Genomic DNA, 24943 nt, shown 5'->3' with positions numbered 1-24943 from the left:
CGGAAGCTAAGCCTTTCAGCGCCGATGGTACTGCAGGGGGGACCCTGTGGGAGAGTAGGACGCCGCCGAACAATTTTTAGGGAAACCCCCGCACCATTGGTGCGGGGGTTTTCTGCGTTCAAGGGCGTCGTTCAGCCCCTTGGCGATCAGGGCCAGGCCCTCGGTCTTCAAGTCCTTGCCGTCGCCGCTCATTTCGCGTTCCCCCGCTCCGCGTTCACGTCCACCGCCACCCGGTCCGGCACGATCCCCGCGACCGGCGGGAACAGCGTGCCCGGCCCGCCCGCGTCCAGTGCGACCCCGCACGGCACCCCCACGGCGGGCACCGCGGCGTCCAGCAGCCGGGCGCCCAGCCAGCGCTGGTACGCCCACTCCCGGTCGCCCGCGCCCCGGGCCAGCGCGTAGCGGGCCAGGGAGGTCTCGTCGGAGAAGGCGTAGATCCAGCGGACGCCGCCGTAGTCGCCCGTCAGCGGGACGTCATGTTCGTCCACGGGTACGAGAACGGCCGTACGGCGGAACTCGCCCACGCGAACGGCCAGTTCACGGCGTGCGTGCGCCGACTCGGCGGCGGGTGAATAGGTGAAGGCGTTCTTGTTCGGCGGCGAAGGAATGTTCTCGGCCGGACGGTGGGTTTCCGTCTGCTCCCGTTCGGCGGGTACCGCTGTTTCCGCGTATTCGGTGAGGCGTGATCTGCGCGTTCCCGCCTTCGAGTTCATTCCGTCCCCTGAGGCCATGTCAGGGAGCATCACATCGGCGTATTGCCGCTCGCAACGCGAATCGGGCGGGGCCGGCCGGAAACGCACGAGGCGCCCGGACTCCGAGGAGGAGGCCGGGCGCCGGGTGGTGGGGGTCAGGGGTGGTCGGGTCAGGGCATCGCGTGGACGTGCGAGCCCACCGTGCCGGACCAGGCGTTGCCGTTCGAGGCGTCCCAGTTGGTGGACCAGGTCATGGCGCCGCGCAGGTCGGGGTAGGTCTTCGAGGGCTTGAAGGTGCCGCAGTTGGTGGCGGCGGTGAGGCAGTCGAGGGCGTTGTTCACGACCGAGGGGGAGACGTAGCCGCTGCCGGCCGCGCTGGTGGAGGCGGGGAGGCCGAGGCCGATCTGGGAGGGGGAGAGGCCGCCCTGGAGCTGGATGCAGGCGAGGGCGGTGAGGAAGTCGACTGTGCCCTGGCTGTAGACCTTGCCGTCGCAGCCCAGCATGGAGCCGCTGTTGTAGTACTGGGTGTTGACGACCGTGAGGATGTCCTTCACGTTCAGGGCCGTCTGGAAGTAGGACGCGGACGTCGACTGCATGTCGATCGTCTGCGGGGCCATCGTGATGATCAGGGACGGGCCCGCCTTCGCGGACAGGGCGCGCAGGGCCTGGGTCATGTACGTCGCGTTCAGACCGTTCTCCAGGTCGATGTCGACGCCGTCAAAGCCGTACGTCTGCATCAGGGAGTAGACGGAGTTCGCGAAGTTCGTGGCCGAGGCCGAGTCGCTCACCGAGATCGTGCCGTTCTGGCCGCCGATCGAGACGATGACCTTCTTGCCGGCCGCCTGCTTGGCCTTGATGTCGGCCTTGAACTGGTCGGCCGTGTAGCCGCCGAGGTCGGCCGAGTCCAGGGTGAAGGTCACCGCGCCCGGCGTGGTGGACGCGTCCGCGAAGGCCACCGCGATGATGTCGTAGGCGGCGGGCACGTCGGAGATCTTCTGGACCTTGGCGCCGTTGTTGAAGTTCTGCCAGTAGCCCGTCACCGCGTGCTTCGGGAGCGAGCCCCCGGTGTTGCCGCCGGTGCCGGTCGAGTCGGTGGTCGCCGTCACCGCCGCCGACCTCTGCGACTCGCCCGCCGCGTTCGTCGCCGTCACCTGGAAGGAGTACGAGGTGGCGGCGGACAGGCCCGTGAGAGTGGCCGAGGTGCCGGTCGTCGAGGAGACCTTCGCGCCGTTCTCGTACACGTTGTAGCCGGTCGCGCCCGAGGACGTGGACCAGGTGAGCGAGGCGGAGGACGAGGTCGTGGCGGAGACCGCGAGGCCGGTGGGGGCGGCCGGGACGGCGGGGGGCGTGGTGCCGCCGCCCGTGCCGCCGCCGTCCGGGCCGTAGAGGGAGACGTCATCGGCGTAGTAGGCGGCCTGGCCGTACCAGCCGTGGGTGTAGACCGTGACCGACGTGGTGTTCGCGCCCGTGGTGAACGACGTCGACAGCTGCTTCCAGGCCGTGGTGTCCGGCGTCCAGGTGGAGACGTCCGTGGTGCCCGTGCCCGTCACGCCCAGGTAGGTGTAGCCGCCCTGGACCCAGGAACTCAGCGTGTACGAGGAGTTGGGCTCGACCGCGACCGTCTGGGTGCACTGGGCGTTGTCCTGCCCCGCGGGGGTCGCCTTGAGCGCGCTGGTTCCGGAGTGCACCGGGGTGGAGACGGTCGTGCCGCTGCCCGCCGAGCAGGTCCAGTCGGACAGGCCCGATTCGAAACCGGCGTTGACGACGTTGTTGACATCGGCCGCGGACGCCGGTGCGGCGGTCGCGGCGAGGCCGGCGGCGGCGAGGGCGAGGGTGACGGCGGCGGACCATGCCGCGAGCCGGCGTCGGGGTGGTCTGGGAGTGCCTGGTGCTCGGTCCACGGGGACCTCCGGGGGAGTCGGAGTGGGACAGGGGTCCAGCGGGTGGATCCCAACGGGGGGATTCCAAGGGGGGATTCCAAGGGGGTGGAATCCGCCGGGTGGAATCCGGAGGTGGAATGCGTGGGGGTGGAGCCGGTGGCCACCGGTGCACAGACAAGTTGGTCCAGACCAATCCGGCTGTCAAGAGGTCCAGACCAAAGCGGGGGTCGATGGGTTTCGCAACCTGCCCCGGTTTGCGGGGACTTGCCCCCAGCAAGTTCCACATGGGCTTCACAAACGCTGTTCTCCCGCCCGGCACGCGTGGATACAGTGCTCAGGTAGTCACGCAGTGAAGTCACCGGGGAGCGGGGCGTGCCAACTGCCATTGCCGTGACCAGCGCCGACCTGGCGCTGCCGCCACAGGACGAACGCACCATGCCCGCCGTCGTGCTGGCCGGACTCGACCGGCATCCGCTCGATCACGCCCTCACCGAACTCAGCGACCTCATCGAGAGTTACGGCCATGTCGTCGTGCTGTGCTCGGCGGCCACCCCGGAGCCGGTCGTACGGCGCCTGTACACGCTGCGCTCGCTGCTGGAGAGCGACCGGATCGCGTTGCTCCGGCCCGAGCTGCCGCCCCTCGGAGTGGCCGTACTGGGGCGCCAGTTACGGCAGCTCGCCTCCTGTGACCTCAGTCCCGGGGTGCTGGCCTCAGCCGGGCGGCTGCTCGCCCACTACATCCACGCGGGCGCCGTGCTCGGGTCCGTCGCGCGCCTGGACCGGGTGCCGGTCGGGCTGACGGCGCACGCCAGGTCCTGGGTGCCGGGCAGCCAGTTCGCCGTGCTCGCCCACCCCGAGCCGCAGCTTGTCAAGGTCGCTCCCGAAGTCACTCTCAAGGGACCCGAGTTCCCCACCTGGCTGCTGCTCGCGAAGGGGCAGCTGCCCGGCGACTGGGCGGCCGGACTCGGGACCGCGTGGGGGGCGCAGGGGGTGCGGGAGACCGCGCTGCCCGCCGAGTCCCGCGCCTGGTGGGGGACCGGCCGCATGGTCGAGTTCTGCGCCCACCTCGACGATCTGTCGGTGCTGTACCAACTGGTCGCGTCCGTACGGCAGTCCAGCTGCCACTGGTGCGGGCTCGACGTCATCGGCGACCGCTGCGTCTTCTGCTCCGCCGTCCCGCCCGTCCATGAACCGCCCGCCCCACGGGCCCTGGAACCCCGCACGCCCGCCTGAGCCCGGGAACACGCCCACGAGCTGTCCGTCCATATCCCGAACGACCGATTCCCCCAATGAGGTTGCACGGTTCATGAACTCCCGTCAGCGCCGCGGCGTGATACTCCTGCTTCTGTCCGTCCTGTGCGCTCTGCTCGCGTTCGCCGGTGTGCTCTCTGTCGTCCATGACGTCGACTCCAAGGTCGGCCCCGAGGTCACCGCCTACCGGGTCCGCTCCGACGTCAAGCCGTACACCACCCTGGACGCGGGCCAGTTCGAGAAGGTCAGGATGCCCAAGCGGTGGCTGTCCGGGACCGCGGTCACCGATCTGCGCGCGCTCCAGGGCAAGATCGCCGTCACCACGCTGCGCGCCGGGTCCCTGCTCCAGAGCGACATGATCGTGGACCAGCCCGCCCTCCAGCCCGGACAGCAGGAGGTCGCCATCATGATCGACGCGGCGACGGGTGTGGCGGGGAAGATCACCCCGGGGTCCCGGGTCAATGTGTACGCCACCTTCGCGGGCAAGAAGGAGGGCGACCCCGACCAGTCGAAGATCATCGTCACCGACGCCCGTGTCCTCGACGTCGGCCGGATCACCGCGCTGGACCCGGACGCCACCAAGAACAACCAGCAGCAGCCGAGCGAGGCCGTCCCGATCACCTTCGCGCTGTCCACCCTCGACGCCCAGCGCATCACCTACGCCGAGTCCTTCGCCCAGCGCGTCCGGCTCGCGCTGGTGGGCCCCGGCGGCGACACGAGCGTCCCGGACAAGGACCGCACCTACGAACTCGCGACGGACAAGTGAGAGGCGGCCCGCATGCCGACCAGGATCCTCCCGGCGGGCGCCGACCCGGACGCCGTCCGCTCCCTCGTCACCCTGCTCAGCCAGCTGCCCGACGCCGAACCGCAGCCGCCGGTCACCGACTCCACCCAGCTGGTGGACGCCCTCGCCCGGCTCGCCGCCGAGGCCGTGGACGAACTGCCCGAGGTGCTCGTCGTCCATGAACGCATCGGCCCCGCACCGGCGTTGGAGCTGATCCGCGAGATCGCCCTGCGCTTCCCCGCGGTCGGCGTCATCCTCGTCACCAGCGACGCGAGCCCCGGCCTGTTCGCCGCGGCCATGGACTCCGGCGCCCGGGGCCTGGTCGCGCTCCCGCTGTCGTACGACGAACTGGCCGGCCGGGTGCAGGCGGTCGCCCAGTGGTCCACGGAGGTACGGCGCCACCTCGGCCAGGGCGGCGAGGCGCCGGGCGGCTCCGGCGGTACGGTCGTCACGGTCAGCGGCGCCAAGGGGGGTGTCGGCGCGACGCTCACGGCCGTACAGCTCGCGCTCGCCGCACAGGCCTCCGGGCGGTCCACCGCGCTGGTCGACCTCGACCTGCAGTGCGGGGACGTCGCCTCCTTCCTGGACATCCAGTTCCGGCGCTCGGTCGCCGATCTCGCCGCCATCAGCGACATCTCGCCGCGCGTCCTCGCCGACGCCCTCTTCCGCCATGACACCGGGCTCGCCCTGCTGCTCGCGCCCGGCGAGGGGGAGCGCGGCGAGGAGGTCACCGACCGTGCCGCCCGGCAGATCGTGCGCGCCCTGCGCTCGCGCTACGAGGTGGTCGTCATCGACTGCGGCGCGCAGCTCGGCGGGGCGGGCGCGGCCGCGATCGAGACGGCCGACACGGCGCTGCTGGTGACGACGCCGGACGTGATCGCCGTACGCGCCGCCAAGCGGACCGTGCGGATGTGGGACCGGCTCCAGATCCGCAAGGCGGAGGAGACCACGGTCGTCGTCAACCGGCAGAGCCGGCACACCGAGATCCAGCCCGCGCTGGTGCAGCGGATCACTGGTACGGCGCTGGCGCGCACCGCCGTACCCGCCAACTTCAAGGAACTCCAGGCGGTGGTGGACGCGGGGCGGGTCCATGAGCTGGACGCGCGCAGCACGGTGAAGCAGGCGCTGTGGGCGCTCGCGGGGGAGCTGGGGCTCGCGCGGGCGGCGGAGGGCGCGCACCGGGGCGGAGCGCGGGGCGGGTCGCGGGGCGGAGTGCGCGGCGGCGGGCGCGACGGGGCGCGTGCCGGGGGTCTTCGGCGGCGGAAGGAGTGAGCCGGTGCGGAAAAAGGGCGCGGATTCGGGCCAGGTGAGCATCGAGTTCCTCGGCATGACGCCGCTGATCCTGCTCACCCTGGTGCTGGTGTGGCAGGCCGTACTCGTGGGGTACACCTTCACGCTCGCCGGGAACGCCGCCGACGAGGCGGTACGGGCCGGTACGGCGGCGTCGCCGGGCGGTGCGCGGCAGGCGGCCTGCTCGGCGGCGGGGCGCAAGGACCTGTCGGCGGCGTGGCGGGGGGACGCGACGGTGAGCTGCGGCGGGTCCGGCTATGTCACGGCCGATGTCTCCCTGAAGGTCCCGGTGCTCTTCCCCGGCCTGATCGCCTTCCCGGCGCGGGTGCACGGACACGCCGGCGCGGTGGAGGAGGCGAAGGACTGAGATGCGGTATCTGAGCGGGCGTTATGACCGTCGTGATCGCCGTGAGAGCCGTGAGCGCGGCCAAGTCGCCATCGAATACCTGGGGTTCCTGCCCGTACTGCTGATCGTCGCCCTCGCCGGCATCCAGCTCGGCGCCGTCGCGTACGCCGCCGAGCAGGCCGGTACGGCGGCCCGTGCGGGGGCACGGGCCGCCTCGCTGCGGCAGGACGCGCAGCAGGCGTGCGCGGCGGCGGTCGGCGGGGGGATGCGGGTGAGCTGTGCGGAGGGCGGCGGGGGCGGCTCCGTGACCGTGACGGCGACCGTCCGCATCCCGAAGATCGTGTGGAGCTTCGGGGACGCCACCAAGTCGGCGACCATGCCGCTCGACCATTGAGGAGCCGGTGACCATGAGCCTGCGGGCACGCATCAGCACTCCGGAGGAACACGGCAGCCGGGGCGAGGACGGGCATCTGGTCGCCGCCTACCGGGCCAAGCTGCTGGAGGAGATCGACCTCGCGGAGATGGGCGCGCTGGCCGCCGCGGAGCGCCGCAGCCGGCTCGAACGGGTCCTCGGGCACATCATCAGCCGGGAGGGCCCGGTGCTCTCCACGGTGGAGCGCGCCCAGCTGATCCGGCGGGTGGTGGACGAGGCACTGGGCCTCGGCATCCTCGAACCCCTCCTGGAGGACACCTCGATCACCGAGATCATGGTGAACGGGGCGGACGCGATCTTCGTCGAACGCGGGGGCCGCGTCGAGCAGTTGCCGCTGCGCTTCGCCTCCGCGGACCAGCTGATGCAGACCATCGAACGGATCGTGTCGACCGTCAACCGCCGGGTGGACGAGTCGAATCCGATGGTGGACGCCCGGCTGCCGTCCGGCGAACGCGTGAACGTCATCATCCCGCCGCTGTCGCTGACCGGGCCCATCCTCACCATCCGCCGCTTCCCGCGCTCCTTCACCCTCCAGGAGCTGATCGGGCTCGGCTCGCTCGACGAGCCCATGGTGTACCTGCTGGCGGGGCTGGTACAGGCGAAGTTCAACATCATCGTCTCGGGCGCCACCGGCACCGGCAAGACGACCCTGCTCAACGCGCTGTCCGGGCTCATCCCGCCGCACGAGCGCATCATTACCATCGAGGACTCCGCCGAACTCCAGCTCCAGCAGAGCCATGTGGTCCGGCTGGAGTCGCGGCCGCCGAACGTCGAGGGCAAGGGCCAGGTCACCATCCGCGACCTGGTGCGCAACTCGCTGCGGATGCGGCCCGACCGGATCGTGGTCGGCGAGGTCCGCGGCGGCGAGTCCCTCGACATGCTCCAGGCGATGTCCACCGGCCATGACGGCTCCCTCGCGACCGTGCACGCCAACAGCGCCGAGGACGCCCTCACCCGGCTCCAGACGCTCGCCTCCATGTCCGATGTGGAGGTGCCGTTCGTCGCGCTGCACGACCAGATCAACAGCGCGGTCGACGTCATCGTCCAGCTCACCCGGTTCGCCGACGGCGCCCGCCGGATCACCGAGATCGCGCTGCTGGACAGCCATGGCGGGGAGCCGTACCGGCTGGCCAGCGTCGCCCGCTTCGAGGCGGAGCCGATGACGGCGGACGGCCGGGTACCCGGCGCCTTCGGCTACTTCCCGCTGCCGCGCCGCACCGCCGACCGCCTGCACATGGCGAGCCAGCCCGTGCCGGGCGCCTTCGGCGTGGCCCGCAGCGCCGACCAGCTCGCCACCCGAGAAGCCAGGTAGGCCCCCGCATGGAACTCCACACCCTCGTCCAGCTCACCCTCGCAGCGGCGCTGCTGACCTGCGTGCTCGCGGTGATCGGCGTGCACAGCTACGCGCGGGGCCGGGCCCGGCGGGCCGAGCTGGTGGACCGCCTCACGCACACCGGGCCACCGGAGTCCGGCACCGGGCGCAGGCGGCACTTCCGCGATCTCGACCGGCGGCTGCGCCGTACCCGCCTCGGCCGCTGGCTCGAACGGCGCCTGGCCACCACCGGGTTGGACATCACGCCGGGGGAGTTCTTCGTCGCCATGCTCGGTACGGTCGCCGCGCTCTGGCTGATCGGACAGGCCGCGCTCGCGCCGTTCTTCGGGCCGATCGCCGGGCTGCTGGGCATCTGGGCGGCGGTGCAGTTCCTCAACTGGCAGCGGCGCAGGCGCATCGAGCGGTTCATCGGCCAACTCCCGGAACTGGCCCGCATCCTGGCCAACGCCACGCAGGCGGGGCTTGCCCTGCGTACCGCGATCGGCATGGCAGCGGAGGAGCTGGAGGCCCCGGCCGGGGAGGAACTGGTCAAGGTGTCCGACCAGTTGGCGATCGGCCATTCCCTGGACGACGCCCTCGGCGAACTCGCCGACCGGCTTCCGTCGCGGGAACTGGTCGTGCTGGTGACGACGCTGGTGCTGTCCAACCGGGCCGGCGGCCAGGTCGTCTCCGCGCTGCGCAATCTCACCGAGACGCTGGAGGAGCGCAAGGAGACCCGGCGCGAGATCCGCACCCAGCTCTCCCAGGTGACCATGACGTCGTACGCCGTGCCCGTTCTCGGGGTCGGCGCGTTGTTCCTGATGAACGGCGTCAGGGACGGCGCCCTGGCCCGGATGACCGGCTCCCCGGTGGGCCAGGGCTGCGTGCTCGTCGCGTTCGGGCTGTACGCGGTCGGTTTCGTCCTCATCCGGCGGCTCAGCCGCATCGACGTGTGAGGGAAGGAGGATCCGATGGCCTTGCTGCTGGCCCTGCTGATGGGCGTCGCCGTGTGGGGGATCTTCACCGGTGTGCGCATGTACCGCGCCGACGCCAAGCTCCCCGTCGACCTCGCCGTCGCCCTGGAGGTCGGCGCCACCCGCACCGGCGCGGTGGGCTCCGTGATCGACCGTATGGGCATGCGGTACGCGCCGCTGGTGCTCCGGCTGATGGGGCCCCGGCTGGTCGCCCGGTACCGGCGCCGGATCGACCTCGCGGGCAACCCCGGGGGTCTGACCATCGACCGGTACGCCGCCCGCCGCGCGGTGTACGGCGCGCTGGGCGGCGTCGGCTTCCTGGTGTTCCTGCTGCGCGGCCAGTGGTTCGTGGCGGTTCTGCTGCTGCTGTTCGGGGCGTTCTGGACGGAGGTCGGGATCTGGTCGGCGATCCGGGTCCGCCGGGACGTGATCGAGCGGACCCTGCCGGACTTCCTGGACGTGCTGGCGGTCGTGGTCAGCGCCGGGCTCGGCTTCCGGCAGGCCCTGGACCGGGTGGCGTCCCGCTACGAGGGGCCCTGGGCCGACGAACTCCGCATCACCCTGCGCCAGATGGACCTCGGCATGAGCCGCCGCCAGGCCTTCGCGGAGCTGCGCCGACGCAATGACTCCGAACAGGTCGCCATGTTCGTCACGGCGCTCCAGCAGGGCGAGGAACTGGGTGCGCCGATCGTCGACACCCTGGTCTCCCTGGCCAAGGACATGCGCCGCACGGACGCCCAGAACGCCCGCCGCAAGGCCGCTCGCGCGGTACCCAAGGCCACGCTGATGATCACCACCTTCATGGTCCCGGCGACGATGCTCCTCCTCGGCGCGGGCCTGATCCTGGGCTCGGGCGTGGACTTCGGTTCCCTCACGGGGAAGTGAGGAGCGTGAGGGGGGTGACTTCGCAGGGGGCGCGAGGAGCGCTGGGGGCGCGGGACGGTGGCGCCGGGGTGGGCGGATCCCCGCACGGCGGCGCGACGGCCCCCGTCGAACGGGTGCCGGACGATCCGACGGCTCCTGCCGATCCGGTGCCGGACGATCTGACGGCCCTCGCCGGAACTGTCGTCCATGCCTCCGCTGAGCCTGTGGCGGCCGGCGCCGCGGCTGCTGCCGAGCGCGGGGCGGGCTATGAGGCGCGCTTTGTGGATCCGGTGCCGGGTGGTGCGGTGGCTCCTGGCGATCCGGTGCCGGACGGTATGACGGCCCTCGCCGGAACTGTCGTCCATGCCTCCGCTGAGCCTGTGGTGGCCGGCGCCGCGGCTGCTGCCGAGCGCGGGGCGGGCGATGAGGCGCGCTTTGTGGATCCGGTGCCGGGCGATCCGACGGCTCCTGCCGAACCGGTGCCGGAAGGTACGACGGCGCCCGCCGACCCCGCGACGGCGCCCGCCGACCCCGCGACGGCGCCTGCCGACCCCGCGATGGCCCATGCGGCGCCCCCCGTCCAGCCTCTCGCCGGGCCCCCTGCCTGGTCCCCGTCCCCATCCCGGTCCTCCGCCGAGCCCCTCCCCACACCTTCTGCCCAACCCCCCTCCCAGCCCCTCCCCACACCCCCCTCCCCGCTCCCCGCACCACCCCCCGCTGTCCTCCCTGCATATCCCCCCGAACCCCTCGAACCCCCTGAACCCCCCTCCGAGCAGCTCCAGATTCGTGCGCTCCAGGCCATGTGCCGGCAAGTCTTCGGGTTTCGGTTGGCCATGATCGTCGTGGCGGCGCCCGCGGCGTTGTTGAACGCCGCGCCCGGGGTCGGGGTGCGGCTGGTCGGGGTGGCGGTCGTCGTCACGGTCATGGTGTCGTACGTCCTGTTGCGGGACTGGGAGCGGTTCGGGCCGTTGCTGTTGCGGCACCCCGCGCTGCTCGCCGCCGACACCCTCATCGGTTCGCTCCTGCTGGTCTCGGCCGGGCCGGACACCACGCTCGCCTATGCCGGCGTCTGCACCCCGCTGCTCGCCGGGCTGCTCTACAGCTGGCGCGGGGCGGCCTGTTTCGCGTCGCTCCAGGCGCTGATCCTGTTCATCGTCCACCTCACCCTGAAGGCCGACCGGTCCGCCCCCGTGGCCGAGGCGCTGCTGCTGCCCGGTCTGTGCGTCGTCGCCGGGGCCATGGGCTCGACCCTGCGCGGTCTGATGCTCCGCTTCGGGGCCGCCACCGAGGCGCTGACGGCCGTCCGGGCACGGCTCGCCGCGGCGGAGGCCGTGAGTGCCGAACGCGCCCGGCTGGCACGGGAGATGCACGACTCCGTCGCCAAGACCCTGTACGGCGTCGCCCTCGCCGCCGACGGCCTCGCGGCCACCGCCTCGGCGCCCGCCCCCGACCCTGCCCGCATCCGCGAACAGGCCGAACTGGTCTCCCGCTCGGCCCGCCGCGCGGCGACGGAATCCCGGGAACTGCTCATGGACCTACGACGCGAACAGCCCGAGCGGACCGCGCCGATCAGGCCGTCCAAGCCGTTCTGGTCCGAACTCGCGGACTGTGTACGGGACTTCGCGGGACGTACGACGCTCCACGTCACCTGCGCCTGCCCGCACCCCCCGGCCACCCTCCCGCCGCTGCCCGCCGCCCCGGCCCGCGCCCTCCTCGCCGTCGCCACGGAGGCACTGGAGAACGCCCACCGGCACGCGGACGCGACCCGGGTGGACGTACGGCTCCGCGTCGACGGCACCCTGCTGCGGCTGACGATCCACGACGACGGCCGCGGCCTGCCCCCCGGCACCACCCTCGAACAGCTGCGCGCCCGCGGTCACTTCGGCCTGCTCGGCATGGTCGAGAGGGCCGCACAGGCGGGCGCCCGCATCCGTATCGGCCGCGGCACCCACCCCCGCGGCACCGAGGTGCGGGTCGAACTCCCCCTGCGCACCCCGGAATCCTGAAAGGAGGCACGGCACACCCATGCGGCAGCACCCGAACGACCCCGGCATACCGGCCTTCCAGCCGCCCGCCCGATTGAGGTTGCTGGTGGCCGACGACAACCCCGTGGTGCGCGCCGGTCTGACCGCGCTGCTCACGGACCGCGCGGACACCACCGTGGTGGCGCAGGCCGCGGACGGCCGCGAGGCGTACGAGGCCGCGCTGCGGCACCATCCGGACGTCGTCCTCCTCGACGTCCGGATGCCCGGCGTCGACGGCATCTCGGCATTGCCCCACCTGGCGCGCCTCGCGCCCGTCATGATGCTCACCTACAGCCATGAGGCCGAGACGGTGCGGGAGGCGCTGCGGCTGGGGGCGGGGGGATACCTGGTGCACGGCGAGTTCACCGCCGAGCAGCTGGTGCGGGCCGTACGGGACGTCCACGAGGGCCGGCCGCATGTGACGCCCGGGGCGACACGGGCGTTGGTGGACGGACTGCGGGAGAGTGCAGCTGCACACATGGACTCTCAACTCGCCGCCACAGAAGGCCAAAATACCTCCCCTCCTCCTTCACAACTGCAATCCTCTATGGGACAGTCGATCCGCTCGCGGTTCCGGCTGAGTGTCAGGGAGGCGGAGATCATGGACCTCATCGCGTCCGGCATGACCAATCAGCAGATCGCCGCCGCCTGCTTCATCAGCGAGAAGACGGTCAAGAACCACATCAACCGGATCTTCGCCAAGCTCCAGACCGCCACCAGGTCCCAGGCCGCGGCGAAATGGCTGGGGGTGGCGTGAGATGCCGGACCGCACCGGCGCCGACGCCGTGAAATGGGCCCGGGGTTGGGCCCTGGGACCCTCGGCCGAGCGGGTGGCCACCTCGTACGGTGCCCCGATCGGACGCGCAGCTGGAGGGGACAACCGTGAGCAAATGGTTCAACACCACCGTGACGTATCTGATGACCCGCGCCGCGCGGAACGACCGGGGGCAGACCGCGGTGGAGTACCTCGGCATCATCGCGGTGGTGGTGGCGATCGTACTGGCGATCACCGGGACGAGCATCGGGCAGACGATCTACGACGCGATCACCTCGAAGATCTCCGAGGTCACCGGCGGCTGACCCGTCCGGTCACCGACGCAGGGCAGGCCTTCCCCATCTATCTCACGGTGGTGGCGGGCCTGCTCTTTCTCGCGCTCGCCTATCTCGCGGTCGGCCAGGCGGCGGTGAACCGGGGCGGCGCCCAGACGGCCGCCGACGCCGCGGCGCTCGCGGCGGCCCAGGACGTGCGGGACCAACTCACCGGCCAGTGGCTGAAGGTGCTGCTCGACCCGGCCCAGTGGCAGGCCGTCCTCGACGGTGACACGCCCCTCGACGACGACCCCTGCGGACGGGCCGGGGAACTGGCCGGGCAGAACGACGCCCGGCTCACCGGATGCGCCCCGGCCGGACCGCTGAAGTACCGGGCCGAGGTGCGGACCGACAAGTCCGTCGGCCACTCCGTCGTACCCGGCACGGAGAAGTTCCGCTCCACGGCCTCCGCCACCGCCGAGATCGAGCCCCTGTGCACCTTCGAGCTGCCGCCGAAGGGTGCCGGGGACGGTGCCGGGCACGGCGCGGCGAAGGCGGATCTGCCCCGGCTCACCTGCAAGGACAAGGTGTGGGACCTGGACCCGGACGACCCGTCGGGGCTGCCCGGACCCGAGGACCTCTTCGATGTGCATCTGGCCGACTGACGAACGACCGACTGGCGAACGATGAGTGACGAAGGAAGCGGACTATGACCATGCGGTTCACCGCGAAGACCCGCAGAGGGATGGTCGCCCTGGCCGTCGCGGCCGGACTGGCCGCGGGCGCGGCCGGGTGCGGCTCCGGCGGCGACGACGGCAAGCGGCCGGAGCACACGGCATCCGCTTCCAGGACGGCCGGGGCCGGGCCCAGCGCCCAGGAGGGGCAGTCGGACAAACCGCTGGCCGAACTGCGCGGCTCCGACGGCCTGAGCCTCCAGATCACCTCCGCGCAGCGGGACTCCGGCGGATTCGTGACCGTCAACGGCACCCTGAAGAACGACGGCGCCCAGAGCGTCGTCATCCCCTCCGCGCTCAGCGGCAACGAGACCGAGATCATCAAGAACGGCAGGTCCCTGGGCGGGGCCACACTGGTCGACCCGAAGGGCAAGAAGCGGTACTACGTGCTGCGGGACACCGAGGGCCGGCCGCTGACCACGACGGGCTTCTCGACCCTGCGGGCCGGTGACACCCTCGCGGTCTTCATGCAGTTCCCGGCACCTCCCGCGAACCAGGTGGAGTTCCAGCTGCCCACCTTCTCCTCCGCCACCCTCCCCATCTCCGGCTGAGGCACCCGTGACCACCCGACCCCGTCTCGCGCTCACCCTCGCCTCCGCCGCGTTCCTGCTGGCCGCGACCCTCACCTCCGCGCACGCCGACGGCACGGACCCCGCCGAGCCCCCCGACACCGCGCCGTCCGCCGCCGCGCCCGTGCAGATCGACCCCAAGGACCCGGACCTCAAGCTGCCCGAGGGTGCCACGCTCGCCCAGCCCAAGGTGCTGGACATCAAGTCGGTCGTGGAGGACCAGAGCGGGGACGAGCGCCGCGAGGACACCAACGCGGACGTCACCTTCGCCCTCCAGGCCGAGGTCCTCTTCGGCAAGGACAGCGCGAAACTCGGCGCCGACGCCAAGGCACGCATCGCCGCGATCGCCGACGAGATCAGGAAGCAGCGCGCCACCCAGATCCGCGTCTTCGGCTTCACCGACGACCTCGGCTCCGCCGGCCACGGCGTCCTCCTCTCCCGGCAGCGCGCCAACGCCGTCCAGGCGGTCCTCGGCCAGGACCTCGACAGCCCCGACATCACCTTCGAGGTCCGCGGCTACGGCGAGCAGTACCCCATCGCCGACAACTCCACGGAGGAGGGCCGCAAGAAGAACCGCCGGGTGGAGGTGTCCTTCCCGCGCACCGCGGACTGACGGCGGGGAGCCTCACCCTCCCTCGCCCCCACCCCCTTCCACCTCCACCCGCACCCCGGCCCGCAGCCCCCACCCCGCCATCGCCCCCGCCTCCGCCTCCAGCACATGCCGGGCCCGCGGGCGGGGCAGGCCCAGGCGGCCCGGCCGCATGGTGCGGACGGCGCGGACCGTCAGCCGCCGGTCCAGGTACGCCACGTCGATGGGCATGCGCATCCCGAAGGTGTGGATGCTGTTGGCCGGGGACAGCAGCAGCGCGCCGTCGACACCGGTCCGGCCGAGCAGCCCCCGGGTGCGGGCCCGGTAGGAGGCCGCGATCTCCAGGGGGACCTCCACCGCCCCAAGCTCCCCGGGGATCCGCAGCACTCCCGGGCCGTCCCGCCACCGTCGTCGCGCCATCGTTCCTCCACCGTCAACGGGCCTGCCCCGTAAAGCGTTTGTCCATTTCCCCATCCCCCGCCAGGAACGACCTCATGACTTCACTCGGCGTTGTGTTCCGGCCCCAGCTCCCTCCCGAGCGGCTGCGGGTCGGCATCGGACTGCTGCCCGTGCCGCTGCGGAACGTCGCCGTGACCGCCATGGAGACCGACGCCCTGCACCGGATGCTCCCCGGCCGCGCGAGCGTGGTTGTCGGGCACGGGGTGCAGGACCGGATGGGGCAGGTCGGCGCCCGCGCCGCCTCGCCGCTCACCCTCCTCGGCGGGCATCTCGACGCCCTGCGCGCCCTGTCGCGCGGCGAGAGGCTCACCGTCCAGGGAGACGGTACGTCACCCTCGACGGCGTCGCCCTCGACCGGCCGCCGCGGCAGCCGGTCCCCGTGTTCGCCGGTGCCACCGGCCCCCGTACCCTGCGCCTGTCCGGCGCCAAGGCTGACGGCACGCTGCTCACCTCCGCCACCTCCCCGGACGGTGTGCGCGAGGCCCGCCGGCTCATCGAGGAGGGCCGGGCGCAGGCCGGGCGCACGGAGCCGCACCGGGTGATCGTGTATCTGCCGGCCGCCACCGGCGCGGGCGCCGCCGAACGGGTCCTGGCCGATCTCGTCGCCGAGCGCGCGGGGTCCGGCGCGGGCGTCGCCGGGGACGCGGCCGCCGTCGCCGAAGCCGTACGGCGGCTGGCCGGCGCCGCCGCCGTCGTACTGCAACCGACGTCCGGCGAGCCCGACCCGGAGGGGTTCGTGCGGTTCGCGGCGGAACAGGTCGGGCCGCTGGTCCGGCGGTAGCGGCCCGGCGGCGGGGGAAAAAGGGGAGGACCGGGGCGTCGGTGCTCGTCATCATGGAGGGCATGACTCCAGCCCGCCGGTCCTTCGCCGAACTCGTCGCCGAGGGGGCCGCCGTGCCCACCGAAGGGTGGGACTTCTCCTGGTTCGAGGGCCGGGCCACCGAGGCGCGGCCCTCCTGGGGGTACGCGCGCTCGGCGGGGGAGCGGCTGGCCGGTGCCGAGGCCGCGCTGGACATCCAGACCGGGGGCGGGGAGGTGCTGGCCTTCAGCCTCGGCGCGGCCGCCCCGGCCCGGCCCCGGCTGGTCGCCGCCACCGAGGGCTGGGCGCCGAACACGGCCAGGGCCACCGAGCTGCTGCGGCCGCACGGCGTGGTGGTCGTGGCCGCCCCGGACGACGCGCCGCTGCCGTTCGCCGACGGGGCCTTCGACCTGGTGCTCAGCCGGCATCCGGTGGCGCCGCACTGGGACGAGATCGCGCGGGTGCTGCGGCCGGGCGGTACGTACTTCGCCCAGCATGTCGGGCCCGCCAGCGCCTTCGAGCTGGTCGAGCACTTCCTCGGGCCGCAGCCGGAGGCCGTGCGCGGCGCCCGGGATCCGCTGCGGGAGCGGGCCGCGGCCGAGGCGGCGGGCCTGGAGATCACCGCCCTGCCCGCGGAGCGGCTGCGGATGGAGTTCCAGGACATCGCCGCCGTTGTCCACTTCCTGCGCAAGGTCGTCTGGATGGTGCCCGGCTTCACCGTCGAGGCGTACGAGCCCCAACTCAGGTCGCTGCACGAGCGGATCGAGCGGGAGGGGCCGTTCGTCGCCCACAGCGCGCGGCACCTCTTCGACGCCCGCAGGCCCCGCTAGACCCCTCGGATGGTCCGTGGTGTCCACATCGTTATCGGACACGGTTCACACCAGCCCCACCCGTCACGTAGGTTCAGACCAACGCAATTCGCGCCAGCAAAGCGGCGCGGGTGGTACCGCGCAGCGGAGGGGGCTGCGCGGTGCCGTGAAACGGGGGGATCGCCCCGTGGGGGCGCGCGGAGGCGGGCGCGTCACCGTTCGCCGTACGGGTGGTCCGTCCGAGGGATCCGGGGGCAACACGCCGACGCGACCCCGGATGGCGGCAAGTCTCCAGATTCCTTCGGTTTTGAGTGCCTCCGACCAGGTTTGCCTGGGATTCCCTGGTGAATCGACCGGAAAGACCCCCTGAATCCATCGTTCCGCATCCATCAGGGCGTTCCCGGGCGACTTCGGAGAGTAGTTGTGGCACGCCGATGCCCCCATCCGCCCTTACGAAGGGTTATGGTGGAAACCCCCCCTCGGGCCGGTCCGTCTCCCCCCCACGGACCGGCCCGTTTTTTCTTGGCCGCGCGAGAGGTCCCGACCGGGAACCGGTCACCACCCGGCGCGCGTCCCTACAGCGAGGACCGGAGTCCCGATCCCGCCCCGCCCCCTCGCCCCCGCCGCAGCAGGGCCGGACCAGTGCCCGGGCAGCGGTAGGCTCGACGGGCCCGGCAACGTATCCCGCGCCAACCCCCGGAGGGCCACGTGAACCTGCGCGACAAACTGCGCGGCCTGCTGGTCAGGCTCTACGCACGCCGGGTGGAGGGCCACCTCGACCACGCCCAGGTGCCCAAGCACATCGGCGTCATCGTGGACGGCAACCGCCGCTGGGCGAAGGCGTCCGGATCCACCACCGTCCACGGCCACCGGGCCGGCGCGGACAAGATCGAGGAGTTCCTCGGCTGGTGCAGCGAGACCGATGTCGAGGTCGTCACCCTGTGGCTGCTGTCCACCGACAACTTCGACCGCGCGCAGGCGGAACTGGCCCCCCTGCTCGGCATCATCGAGGACGTCGTACGCACCCTCGCCGCCGACGGCCGCTGGCGGGTGCACCACGTGGGCGCCATGGACCTGCTCCCCGCGGGCATGCAGGCCACCCTCAAGGAGGCCGAGGAGGCCACCGCCCACACCAAGGGCATAGTGGTCAACGTGGCCATCGGGTACGGCGGCCGGCAGGAGATCGCCGACGCCGTGCGCTCCATGCTGTACGAGGCCCAGGACAAGGGCGTCGCGATGACGGACCTCGCCGAGTCCGTCGACATCGACATGATCGGCCGTCACCTCTACACGAGCGACCAGCCCGACCCGGACCTCGTCATCCGCACCAGCGGTGAGCAGCGGCTGTCCGGATTCATGCTGTGGCAGACCGCCCACTCCGAGTACTACTTCTGCGACGTCTACTGGCCGGCCTTCCGCAAGGTCGACTTCCTGCGCGCGCTGCGCGACTACGCCGCACGTCATCGGCGCTTCGGCGGCTGAGACACGCCCGAGGGCCCCGTCGGTGGAATCACCGGCGGGGCCCTCGCGCATCCCCGTTCGAACTGTCGTCACCAGGAGTTCACCGGCGCTGCGATGGCCGCTTTTGCATGGCGGCGCTCGTTCGAGGGCATAAGGCAAGCAGGTCGACGCCCGAACCCCGGGCGTCGGATCTCAGCGGGCGGCAGGGGCCGTCCGCCCGGGAGGTCCTTTGCACCAGCACGACCGTGCGACAGCGCCGCGGAGGTCCGGCCCCCGGCCCGCCGTGTGCAGGGGCCGCCGGCCGGCCCGGTCCGTCCCGTCCTCCCGGCCCGGCTTCCACTTCGTCGCTCCCCGACCTCATCCGAGGGGGTACGTCCTTCCGTGGTGACCAGCACAAAGCGCCACAAGCCCGACCGGCGCACCTATGTTCTCGACACCAGCGTCCTGCTGGCCGACCCGAACGCCCTGACCCGCTTCGAGGAGCACGAGGTGGTGCTCCCCATCGTGGTGGTCACGGAACTGGAGGCCAAGCGGCACCATCCCGAACTCGGGTACTTCGCCCGCCAGGCCCTGCGCCTGCTGGACGACTACCGGGTGCGGTACGGCCGTCTCGACTCCCCCATCCCGATCGGGGAGCTGGGCGGGACCATGCGTGTCGAGCTCAACCACTCGGACCCCAGCGTGCTGCCCACCGGCTACCGCCTGGGGGACAACGACTCCCGCATCCTCGCGGTGGCCCGGAACCTTCAGGCCGAGGGGTTCGACGTCACCGTCGTGTCGAAGGACCTGCCGCTGCGCATCAAGGCCTCGTCCGTCGGGCTCCTCGCCGAGGAGTACCGGGCGGAGCTGGCCATCACGGAGAACTCCGGCTGGACCGGGATGACCGAACTGACCCTCCCCGGCGAGCAGGTGGACGTCCTCTTCGAGGCCGGACACCTCTATGTGCCGGAGGCGTCCGAACTCCCGGTGCACACCGGTCTGACCATCCAGTCGGAGCGCGGCAAGGCGCTCGGCCGGATCACCGCGGAGGGCAATGTCCGGCTGGTGCGCGGCGACCGGGAGGCGTTCGGCATCAAGGGCCGCAGCGCCGAGCAGCGCATCGCCCTCGATCTGCTGCTCGACCCGGACGTCGGGATCGTCTCGATGGGCGGCCGGGCCGGCACCGGCAAGTCGGCGCTGGCGCTGTGCGCGGGCCTGGAGGCGGTCCTGGAACGCCGCCAGCACCAGAAGGTCATGGTGTTCCGGCCGCTGTACGCGGTCGGCGGGCAGGAGTTGGGCTATCTGCCGGGCTCCGAGGCCGAGAAGATGAGCCCCTGGGCGCAGGCCGTGTTCGACACGCTGTCGGCGGTCACCAGCCGGGAGGTCATCGAGGAGGTCACCGCGCGCGGCATGCTGGAGGTCCTGCCGCTCACCCATATCCGCGGCCGCTCGCTGCACGACGCGTTCGTCATCGTGGACGAGGCGCAGTCGCTGGAGCGCAATGTGCTGCTGACGGTGCTGTCCCGGATCGGCGCCAACTCCCGGGTCGTACTGACCCATGACGTGGCGCAGCGGGACAATCTGCGGGTCGGGCGGTACGACGGCGTGGTCGCCGTGGTGGAGAAGCTGAAGGGGCATCCGCTGTTCGCGCATGTCACCCTGACCCGGTCCGAGAGGTCCCAGATCGCCGCCCTTGTGACCGAAATGCTCGAAGACGGCCATATCTGAGCCGATCCAGCCCAGTTGGCGCCGCCCGGCAAAGGCATCAGAGCCTAGCCGGGCGGCGCCTTCGCGTGTGCAGGTTTCCGGAAATCCCTTGGGCCAAACGGGATGTGAGCTTTCACACTCAACTCGGAATTGCCTCCCGGCGTCCGGTTACGGCAGAGTCTCAGTCCTGTCAGGCCCCGCATACGACACAGCTGCACCCCCAGCGGTGTGGAACACCAGGAATCGCACCAACTCCATAGCGTTCGTCGTATGCCGCCCGCGCACCACGCGGCGCTTCCCGCAGGGGGAGTTGCCCACCGGGCCCGTGCCTCCCGTGACCCCGCAGTTGGGAGGCCAGTGTTCAGGGGCACGATTGCGTCCGCCAGGGTCACCGAAGCGGGCGATGCTGGAAGGAAACCGTGTGAGCCGGATTTCGGTCCGGGGATTCGCAGTGGCCTCGGCCACCGCGGTCACCGCCGTCGGAAGCGTCGTCGGAGTTGCCTCGGGCAGCGTCGCGCAGAACAACGACGCCGAGCCGACGGCAGCAGCCGACACCACGCTCCTCGCGGACATACCGACGGGTCAGCAGGCCCAGGTCCAGTCCGCGACCCTGACGCAGCAGGCCGACTCCCAGGCCATCGCCGCGGACGCGAGCGCCAAGAAGGACGCCGAGGCAGCAGCCCGCAAGGCCGCCGCCGAGACCGCGATCGCGAAGAAGGCGGCCGCCGAGAAGGCGGCCGAGGAGGCCAAGCAGCGCGCGGAGACCAAGGCCGCCGCCAGCCGTGGCGACGCCAATGCCAGCTTCCCCGTGCAGACCTCGTACACGGTCGCCCAGATCCAGGCGATGGCGCGGCAGATCGTGCCGTCCGGCCAGTACCAGTGTTTCAGCAACATCGTGAACCACGAGTCCAGCTGGAACTACCGTGCGGTCAACGCCTCCTCGGGTGCCTACGGCCTCGTCCAGGCCCTGCCCGGCGGCAAGATGGCCTCCGCGGGTGCCGACTGGCAGACCAACCCGGCCACGCAGATCAAGTGGGGCCTCAACTACATGAACCAGCGTTACGGCAGCCCCTGTGACGCCTGGACCTACTGGCAGGCCAACGGCAACTACTAGTTCCGGCCACGCCACGCTCAACCCCGCGCAGCCCCTTCCCGTCCTCTGGGAAGGGGCTTTCGCACTGTACGGTCGTAACCGCACGACTCCACGCGGGGGAAGAGGACGGATGATGTCGCGAGTGCCAGGGTGGCTCGGCAAGCTGGGCGCGAGTCTCACCGAGATGAGCGAACGGCTGGACGCCCGCCAGGCGGAGGTGTCCGAGGAGGACACCGCGCCCGCGCCCGAACCGGCACGCCGGGAGCCGGTCGCGGCCGATGCCGTGTCCTCGGCCGCGACCGACGCCGTGTCCGCCACCGCGCCCTCCACCGCGCCCGACACCGTCGCCGACGCGGTGCCGCACGCCCGCCGTCCCCCCGCCTCGGCCCCGCCCGTCCCGCGTCCCGATCCCGCCCAGGCCGTGCCCTGGGGGGTACGGGTCGCGGCCGAGGCCGGCTGGCGGCTGCTGGTGCTCGCGGGCACCGTCTGGGTGCTGATGCGGGTCATCAGCGCCGTCCAGCTGGTGGTGTTCGCCTTCGTCATCGCCCTGCTGATCACCGCGCTGCTGCAGCCGACGGTCGCCCGGCTCACCCGCCGCGGGGTGCCGCGCGGCCCGGCCACGGCGCTCACCGCGATCAGCGGCTTCGTGGTGATCGGCCTGATGGGCTGGTTCGTGACCTGGCAGGTCATGGAGAACATCGACACGCTCTCCAACCAGATCCAGTCCGGCATCGACGATCTGCGCAACTGGCTGCTGAAGAGCCCCTTCCATGTCACCGACAAGCAGATCAACCAGATCGCCAAGAACCTGCGCGAGGCCATCGGCGCCAACGCCGACCAGATAACGTCGGCGGGCCTGGAGGGCGTCCAGGTCATAGTGGAGGCCCTGACCGGCATCCTGCTGGTGTTCTTCTCCACGCTCTTCCTGCTCTACGACGGCAAGCGCATCTGGAGCTGGGTCCTGAAGCTGGTGCCCGCCGCCGCCCGGGAGGGCGTGGCCGGCGCCGGACCGCGTGCCTGGCGCACCCTGACCGCGTACGTCCGCGGCACCGTGCTGGTCGCCCTGATCGACGCGACCTTCATCGGCATCGGGATCTACTTCCTCGATGTGCCGATGGCGGTCCCGCTGGCCGTCTTCATCTTCCTGTTCTCCTTCATCCCGCTGGTCGGCGCGGTCGCCTCGGGCGCGCTCGCGGTGATCGTGGCCCTGGTGACCCAGGGCGTGTTCACCGCGGTGATGACCCTGGTCGTGGTGCTCGCCGTGCAGCAGATCGAGGGGCATGTGCTCCAGCCCTTCATCCTGGGCCGCGCGGTGCGGGTGCACCCCCTCGCGGTGGTGCTGACCGTGGCGGCCGGCGGCATGGTGGCCGGCATCGGCGGCGCGGTGGTCGCCGTACCGCTGGTGGCGGTGGCGAACACGGTGGTGGGCTATCTGCGGCAGTACTCCGAGGAGTCGCAGCAGCCGTCCATCGCTTCCCCGGCCCTGGAGGAGACGGCCGCGGGGAACGCGGAAGACCCCGCCCACCAGGGGTGAGCGGGGTCCTCGGCTGACGCGGTGTCGGCCTTACTCGGCCAGCACGGCCTCGGCCTCCAGGGTGGCGCCGACCGCCTGCACAACGGCAGCGATCTTGAAGGCCTCCTGGATGGTGTCGCGCTCCATACCGGCCTTGCGCAGCACCTGCTCGTGCGAGTCCAGGCACATGCCGCAGCCGTTGATCGCGGAGACCGCGAACGACCACAGCTCGAAGTCGACCTTCTCCACGCCCGGGTTGCCGATGACGTTCATCCGCAGGCCGGCGCGCAGGGTGCCGTACTCGTGGTCGGACAGCAGGTGCCGGGTGCGGTAGAAGACGTTGTTCATCGCCATGACGGCGGCCGCGGACTTGGCCGCGGTGTACGCCTCCGGCGAGAGGTTCGCCTTGGCCTCCGGCTCCAGCTCACGCAGCACGATCGGGGAGCGGGAGGCGATCGCGGTCGCGAGCACCGTGCCCCACAGCTGCTGGGCCGGCAGGTCGGAGTTGCCGATGACCGAGCCCAGGTTGAGCTTGAGGTCCTTGGCGTAGTCCGGGACCCGGGACTTCAGCGAGTCGAGCGACATGGGTCACTCACCAGCCAGCAGCGCGACCGGGTCGAGGGTCTCGTCGCCCTTGCTCCAGTTGCACGGGCACAGCTCGTCGGTCTGGAGGGCGTCCAGGACCCGCAGGACCTCCTTGGGGTTACGGCCCACGGAACCGGCGGTCACCATCGTGAACTGGATCTCGTGGTTCGGGTCCACGATGAACACGGCGCGCTGCGCGAAGCCGTCCTCGCCCTCGATGCCCAGGTCACGCATGAGCTCGTGCTTGGAGTCGGCCAGCATCGGGAAGGGCAGCTCGGTCAGGTCCGGGTGGTCCTTGCGCCAGGCGTGGTGCACGAACTCGGAGTCACCGGAGAAGCCGAGGATCTGGGCGTCGCGGTCGGCGAACTCGTCGTTCAGCTTGCCGAACGCGGCGATCTCGGTCGGGCAGACGAAGGTGAAGTCCTTCGGCCAGGCGAACACGACCAGCCACTTGCCCTCGTAGGACTTGTGGTTGAGCTGCTCGAACTCCTTGCCCTTCTCCAGCGAGACGCAAGCGGTCAGGTCGAACTCGGGGAACTTGTCACCGACAGTGAGCACAGGCTCTCCTTGCAGCGAAGAATCACCCCTTTTGAGGATGATTCCCATGGGTTGGACTTAGTCGATGTTGGCACAGGGTGCATTGATTAGGGAAATAGCTACACTCGGTCGTGTTGATCGGAGGTAACTATCAGTGGCTATCAGTAACGGCAAGCGGAGGCAGCCGAGCCTCGCGCAGCTGCGCGCCTTCGCCGCCGTGGCCGAGCACCTGCACTTCAGGGATGCGGCGGCGGCCATCGGCATGAGCCAGCCCGCCCTGTCCGGCGCGGTCTCGGCGCTGGAGGACACACTCGGAGTGACCCTCCTTGAGCGTACGACGCGTAAGGTACTGCTCTCGCCCGCGGGGGAGCGGCTCGCGGTGCGGGCCAAGGCGGTGCTGGACGCGGTCGGCGAGCTGCTGGAGGAGGCGGAGGCGGTCCGCGCGCCGTTCACCGGGGCGCTGCGGCTCGGGGTGATCCCCACCGTGGCGCCGTATCTGCTGCCGACCGTGCTGCGGCTCGTCCATGAGCGCTATCCGGACCTCGATCTCCAGGTGCACGAGGAGCAGACCTCCAGCCTGATCGAGGGGCTGGCCACCGGACGCCTGGACCTGCTGCTGCTCGCCGTCCCGCTCGGTGTCCCCGGCATCGCCGAACTCCCGCTGTTCGACGAGGACTTCGTGCTGGTCACCCCGCTCGACCACTGGCTCGGCGGCCGCGAGGGCATCCCGCGCGAGGCGCTGAAGGAACTGAACCTGCTGCTGCTGGACGAGGGCCACTGCCTGCGCGACCAGGCCCTGGACATCTGCCGGGAGGCGGGCCGCGCGGACGCTCCGGTCACGACGACGGCCGCCGGGCTGTCCACGCTGGTCCAGCTGGTCGCGGGCGGCCTCGGCTGCACCCTGCTGCCGCGCACCGCGCTCAAGCTGGAGACCACCCGCAGCAGCCAGTTGCTCACCGGCTACTTCGCCGACCCGGCCCCGAGCCGCCGGGTCGCCCTCGCGATGCGGGCGGGCGCGGCACGCGGTGCCGAGTACGAGGAGCTGGCGGGGGCGCTGCGGGAGGCGATGCGGATGCTGCCGGTACGGGTGGTCGAGCCCGGCTGACCGTCGTACGGCACAGGGCCCCTCCCGTGTCCGGATGCTGTTGGTTAATTCCGCCCCGCTGGATCTGATCCGGTGGGGCGGAGTGCTGCGAAGGGTGAGACGCGGGTGCGGGCGAGTGGTCTGCC

The 24943-nt window shown here is 71.5% G+C and carries 25 protein-coding genes and 1 pseudogene; 21 read left to right on the top strand and 5 right to left on the bottom strand.

From position 1 onward, the window contains the following. Window positions 1-188 precede the first annotated feature (188 nt). Both AB0N90_RS37280 and AB0N90_RS37275 read right to left on the bottom strand, forming a co-directional pair. Window positions 189-731 (bottom strand): hypothetical protein, encoded by a 543-nt coding sequence (locus AB0N90_RS37280; protein WP_365203896.1) that lies wholly within the window; start codon window positions 729-731, stop codon window positions 189-191. Window positions 732-862: 131 nt separating this feature from the next. Beyond that, complete coding sequence (locus AB0N90_RS37275) at window positions 863-2593, bottom strand: glycoside hydrolase family 18 protein (RefSeq protein ID WP_365203895.1); 1731 nt, start codon at window positions 2591-2593, stop codon at window positions 863-865. 351 nt (window positions 2594-2944) lie between these two features. Here AB0N90_RS37275 and AB0N90_RS37270 point away from each other — a divergent pair, with 351 nt between their 5' ends. The 14 genes from AB0N90_RS37270 (at window position 2945) to AB0N90_RS37205 (ending at window position 14795) form a co-directional block, all read left to right on the top strand. Continuing rightward, the gene (locus tag AB0N90_RS37270; RefSeq protein WP_365203893.1) at window positions 2945-3805 is read left to right on the top strand and encodes a hypothetical protein; all 861 of its coding nucleotides are present in this window, start codon (window positions 2945-2947) and stop codon (window positions 3803-3805) included. 73 nt (window positions 3806-3878) lie between these two features. Continuing rightward, on the top strand, window positions 3879-4589 hold the full coding sequence (gene cpaB / locus AB0N90_RS37265; RefSeq protein WP_085566326.1) for a Flp pilus assembly protein CpaB: 711 nt from the start codon (window positions 3879-3881) through the stop codon (window positions 4587-4589). Between the two features lie 12 nt (window positions 4590-4601). Further along, window positions 4602-5879, top strand: a complete 1278-nt coding sequence (locus tag AB0N90_RS37260; RefSeq protein WP_365203891.1) for an AAA family ATPase — start codon at window positions 4602-4604, stop codon at window positions 5877-5879. A 55-nt stretch (window positions 5880-5934) separates the two neighbouring features. Next, a complete protein-coding gene (locus AB0N90_RS37255; protein ID WP_202930627.1) occupies window positions 5935-6264 on the top strand; it encodes a pilus assembly protein in 330 nt (109 codons plus the stop codon). Window position 6265: 1 nt separating this feature from the next. After that, window positions 6266-6637, top strand: a complete 372-nt coding sequence (locus AB0N90_RS37250; RefSeq protein WP_365203888.1) for a TadE/TadG family type IV pilus assembly protein — start codon at window positions 6266-6268, stop codon at window positions 6635-6637. Between the two features lie 13 nt (window positions 6638-6650). Next, window positions 6651-7988, top strand: coding sequence for a CpaF family protein (locus AB0N90_RS37245; RefSeq protein WP_361675068.1), 1338 nt, complete (start codon window positions 6651-6653; stop codon window positions 7986-7988). Between the two features lie 8 nt (window positions 7989-7996). Continuing rightward, complete coding sequence (locus AB0N90_RS37240; RefSeq protein ID WP_365203886.1) at window positions 7997-8944, top strand: type II secretion system F family protein; 948 nt, start codon at window positions 7997-7999, stop codon at window positions 8942-8944. Between the two features lie 15 nt (window positions 8945-8959). Then, the gene (locus AB0N90_RS37235) at window positions 8960-9847 is read left to right on the top strand and encodes a DUF5936 domain-containing protein (protein ID WP_232987963.1); all 888 of its coding nucleotides are present in this window, start codon (window positions 8960-8962) and stop codon (window positions 9845-9847) included. A gap of 536 nt (window positions 9848-10383) precedes the next feature. Further along, window positions 10384-11832, top strand: a complete 1449-nt coding sequence (locus AB0N90_RS37230; protein WP_365203899.1) for a histidine kinase — start codon at window positions 10384-10386, stop codon at window positions 11830-11832. A gap of 19 nt (window positions 11833-11851) precedes the next feature. Then, the gene (locus AB0N90_RS37225) at window positions 11852-12607 is read left to right on the top strand and encodes a response regulator transcription factor (protein WP_361675062.1); all 756 of its coding nucleotides are present in this window, start codon (window positions 11852-11854) and stop codon (window positions 12605-12607) included. A 125-nt stretch (window positions 12608-12732) separates the two neighbouring features. Beyond that, the gene (locus tag AB0N90_RS37220; protein WP_037664603.1) at window positions 12733-12930 is read left to right on the top strand and encodes a Flp family type IVb pilin; all 198 of its coding nucleotides are present in this window, start codon (window positions 12733-12735) and stop codon (window positions 12928-12930) included. Beyond that, the gene (locus AB0N90_RS37215) at window positions 12927-13544 is read left to right on the top strand and encodes a pilus assembly protein TadG-related protein (RefSeq protein WP_365203897.1); all 618 of its coding nucleotides are present in this window, start codon (window positions 12927-12929) and stop codon (window positions 13542-13544) included. Before AB0N90_RS37220 ends, AB0N90_RS37215 begins: the two co-directional genes overlap by 4 nt. 44 nt (window positions 13545-13588) lie before the next feature. Further along, a complete protein-coding gene (locus AB0N90_RS37210; RefSeq protein WP_365203884.1) occupies window positions 13589-14164 on the top strand; it encodes a hypothetical protein in 576 nt (191 codons plus the stop codon). Between the two features lie 7 nt (window positions 14165-14171). Further along, entirely contained in the window at window positions 14172-14795 is a 624-nt protein-coding gene (locus AB0N90_RS37205; protein WP_365203882.1) for an OmpA family protein, read from the top strand. A gap of 12 nt (window positions 14796-14807) precedes the next feature. Here the strand turns inward: AB0N90_RS37205 and AB0N90_RS37200 are convergent, their stop codons facing one another. After that, window positions 14808-15191: a DUF192 domain-containing protein gene (locus tag AB0N90_RS37200; protein ID WP_365203881.1), complete on the bottom strand. Its 384-nt coding sequence runs from the start codon at window positions 15189-15191 to the stop codon at window positions 14808-14810. A gap of 74 nt (window positions 15192-15265) precedes the next feature. Between AB0N90_RS37200 and AB0N90_RS37195 the strand changes: the two are divergent. From AB0N90_RS37195 to AB0N90_RS37170, 6 genes and pseudogenes are all read left to right on the top strand, one after another. Then, window positions 15266-16011, top strand: a pseudogene (locus AB0N90_RS37195) (LLM class flavin-dependent oxidoreductase). A gap of 62 nt (window positions 16012-16073) precedes the next feature. Then, window positions 16074-16859 carry a class I SAM-dependent methyltransferase gene (locus AB0N90_RS37190; protein ID WP_365203879.1) on the top strand — a complete coding sequence of 262 codons (786 nt, stop codon included), beginning with the start codon at window positions 16074-16076 and terminating at the stop codon, window positions 16857-16859. A gap of 687 nt (window positions 16860-17546) precedes the next feature. Continuing rightward, window positions 17547-18320 (top strand): isoprenyl transferase, encoded by a 774-nt coding sequence (locus AB0N90_RS37185; protein WP_085566339.1) that lies wholly within the window; start codon window positions 17547-17549, stop codon window positions 18318-18320. 360 nt (window positions 18321-18680) lie between these two features. Beyond that, entirely contained in the window at window positions 18681-20006 is a 1326-nt protein-coding gene (locus AB0N90_RS37180) for a PhoH family protein (protein ID WP_365203877.1), read from the top strand. A 400-nt stretch (window positions 20007-20406) separates the two neighbouring features. Continuing rightward, entirely contained in the window at window positions 20407-21099 is a 693-nt protein-coding gene (locus AB0N90_RS37175) for a transglycosylase SLT domain-containing protein (RefSeq protein WP_182776569.1), read from the top strand. 112 nt (window positions 21100-21211) lie between these two features. Further along, window positions 21212-22612, top strand: coding sequence for an AI-2E family transporter (locus AB0N90_RS37170; RefSeq protein ID WP_365203875.1), 1401 nt, complete (start codon window positions 21212-21214; stop codon window positions 22610-22612). A gap of 30 nt (window positions 22613-22642) precedes the next feature. On the opposite strand, the gene AB0N90_RS37165 is transcribed toward AB0N90_RS37170, so the two are convergent. Further along, a complete protein-coding gene (locus tag AB0N90_RS37165) occupies window positions 22643-23176 on the bottom strand; it encodes an alkyl hydroperoxide reductase (protein WP_365203873.1) in 534 nt (177 codons plus the stop codon). A gap of 3 nt (window positions 23177-23179) precedes the next feature. Next, window positions 23180-23734 (bottom strand): peroxiredoxin, encoded by a 555-nt coding sequence (locus tag AB0N90_RS37160; protein ID WP_085566341.1) that lies wholly within the window; start codon window positions 23732-23734, stop codon window positions 23180-23182. A gap of 139 nt (window positions 23735-23873) precedes the next feature. Between AB0N90_RS37160 and AB0N90_RS37155 the strand changes: the two genes are divergently transcribed. Further along, window positions 23874-24818, top strand: a complete 945-nt coding sequence (locus AB0N90_RS37155; RefSeq protein WP_361675147.1) for a LysR substrate-binding domain-containing protein — start codon at window positions 23874-23876, stop codon at window positions 24816-24818. Window positions 24819-24943 lie beyond the last annotated feature (125 nt).

It is taken from the genome of Streptomyces sp. NPDC093018 (assembly GCF_040684035.1).
GTDB lineage: Bacteria > Actinomycetota > Actinomycetes > Streptomycetales > Streptomycetaceae > Streptomyces > Streptomyces murinus.
This window is presented reverse-complemented; position numbering and strand designations above follow the sequence as displayed.

Coding starts and splice junctions, on each gene's coding strand:
- AB0N90_RS37280 (WP_365203896.1), bottom strand. CDS start 731: ATGGCCTCAGGGGACGGAATGAACTCGAAGGCGGGAACGCGCAGATCA.
- cpaB (WP_085566326.1), top strand. CDS start 3,879: ATGAACTCCCGTCAGCGCCGCGGCGTGATACTCCTGCTTCTGTCCGTC.
- AB0N90_RS37260 (WP_365203891.1), top strand. CDS start 4,602: ATGCCGACCAGGATCCTCCCGGCGGGCGCCGACCCGGACGCCGTCCGC.
- AB0N90_RS37255 (WP_202930627.1), top strand. CDS start 5,935: ATGACGCCGCTGATCCTGCTCACCCTGGTGCTGGTGTGGCAGGCCGTA.
- AB0N90_RS37250 (WP_365203888.1), top strand. CDS start 6,266: ATGCGGTATCTGAGCGGGCGTTATGACCGTCGTGATCGCCGTGAGAGC.
- AB0N90_RS37245 (WP_361675068.1), top strand. CDS start 6,651: ATGAGCCTGCGGGCACGCATCAGCACTCCGGAGGAACACGGCAGCCGG.
- AB0N90_RS37240 (WP_365203886.1), top strand. CDS start 7,997: ATGGAACTCCACACCCTCGTCCAGCTCACCCTCGCAGCGGCGCTGCTG.
- AB0N90_RS37235 (WP_232987963.1), top strand. CDS start 8,960: ATGGCCTTGCTGCTGGCCCTGCTGATGGGCGTCGCCGTGTGGGGGATC.
- AB0N90_RS37230 (WP_365203899.1), top strand. CDS start 10,384: ATGGCCCATGCGGCGCCCCCCGTCCAGCCTCTCGCCGGGCCCCCTGCC.
- AB0N90_RS37225 (WP_361675062.1), top strand. CDS start 11,852: ATGCGGCAGCACCCGAACGACCCCGGCATACCGGCCTTCCAGCCGCCC.
- AB0N90_RS37210 (WP_365203884.1), top strand. CDS start 13,589: ATGACCATGCGGTTCACCGCGAAGACCCGCAGAGGGATGGTCGCCCTG.
- AB0N90_RS37200 (WP_365203881.1), bottom strand. CDS start 15,191: ATGGCGCGACGACGGTGGCGGGACGGCCCGGGAGTGCTGCGGATCCCC.
- AB0N90_RS37190 (WP_365203879.1), top strand. CDS start 16,074: ATGACTCCAGCCCGCCGGTCCTTCGCCGAACTCGTCGCCGAGGGGGCC.
- AB0N90_RS37170 (WP_365203875.1), top strand. CDS start 21,212: ATGTCGCGAGTGCCAGGGTGGCTCGGCAAGCTGGGCGCGAGTCTCACC.
- AB0N90_RS37165 (WP_365203873.1), bottom strand. CDS start 23,176: ATGTCGCTCGACTCGCTGAAGTCCCGGGTCCCGGACTACGCCAAGGAC.